The sequence below is a fragment of the Roseibium sp. RKSG952 genome, from assembly GCF_009711355.1.
The window spans coordinates 1-834 of record NZ_SMMF01000401.1; the positions used below are offsets into that span (position 1 = coordinate 1).

Genomic DNA, 834 nt, shown 5'->3' on the forward strand with positions numbered 1-834 from the left:
GCGGCAGATAGGCCGCGCCCGCCTTCCAGAGCGCCAAAAGCGTCACGATCAGCTCAGCCGAGCGCTCGAGGCACACGCCTGCAACGGTTTCCGCACCGGCCCCCTTCAGGACCAGAACCCGCGCCAGACGGCTAGCCGCGAGATCCAGGTCCCGGTAGCTGAGCCGGCGCGCCCCATCACTGACCGCAAGGGCGTCCGGACGGCGTCTAGCCCCGGCTTCAAACAGGTCCAGCACCGTCCGGCCCTCGGGCAGATCCATCCGCGCCGCGTTGAACCGTGCGCTCACCTCTTCCCGCGCCTCCGGACCCATGAGCGGCAACAAGGCCAGCTTCGTCTCCGGGGCGGCCACCACCGCCTCCAGAACCCGGCAGACCATCCCCGCAATCCGGTGGGCCGTGGCCCGGTCAAACAGCTGGCTGGCATAGACAAGGCTGCCTTCAAGTCCATCCGCCGTTTCGCGCAGATCAAGCGCCAGATCCACCTTCGCCATCCCCGGGCCGGTTTCCCGGCCGCCTTCCGGCTGGAATGGCACCACCTGCGTGCCGCCAAGACGGAAAGCGCCGATCTGCTCCGGCGTGTTCTGCAGGACAAGCATCACCTGCACCAACGGCGCATGGCGCAGGGAGCGCACCGGTGCCACCGCATCCACCACCGCCTCGAACGGCACACTGTCATGATCAAGGGCGGCCAGCACCATTGCCCGCGCCGCATCAAGCTGCACCGTGAACGGGCGTTCAGGGTCAATCCGGTTCCTGAGTGCCACCGTGTTGACAAAAAAGCCGCACAGGCCTTCAAGCTCCGCCCTTGGCCGGCCGGCCACCGGCGTGCCGACAA

General features: G+C 67.9%; 1 protein-coding gene. It reads right to left on the reverse strand.

All coding sequences use genetic code 11. The features are described 5' to 3' along the window. The coding region (locus E1297_RS01235; RefSeq protein WP_155132876.1) for a condensation domain-containing protein at positions 1-834 on the reverse strand (834 nt) is incomplete at both ends.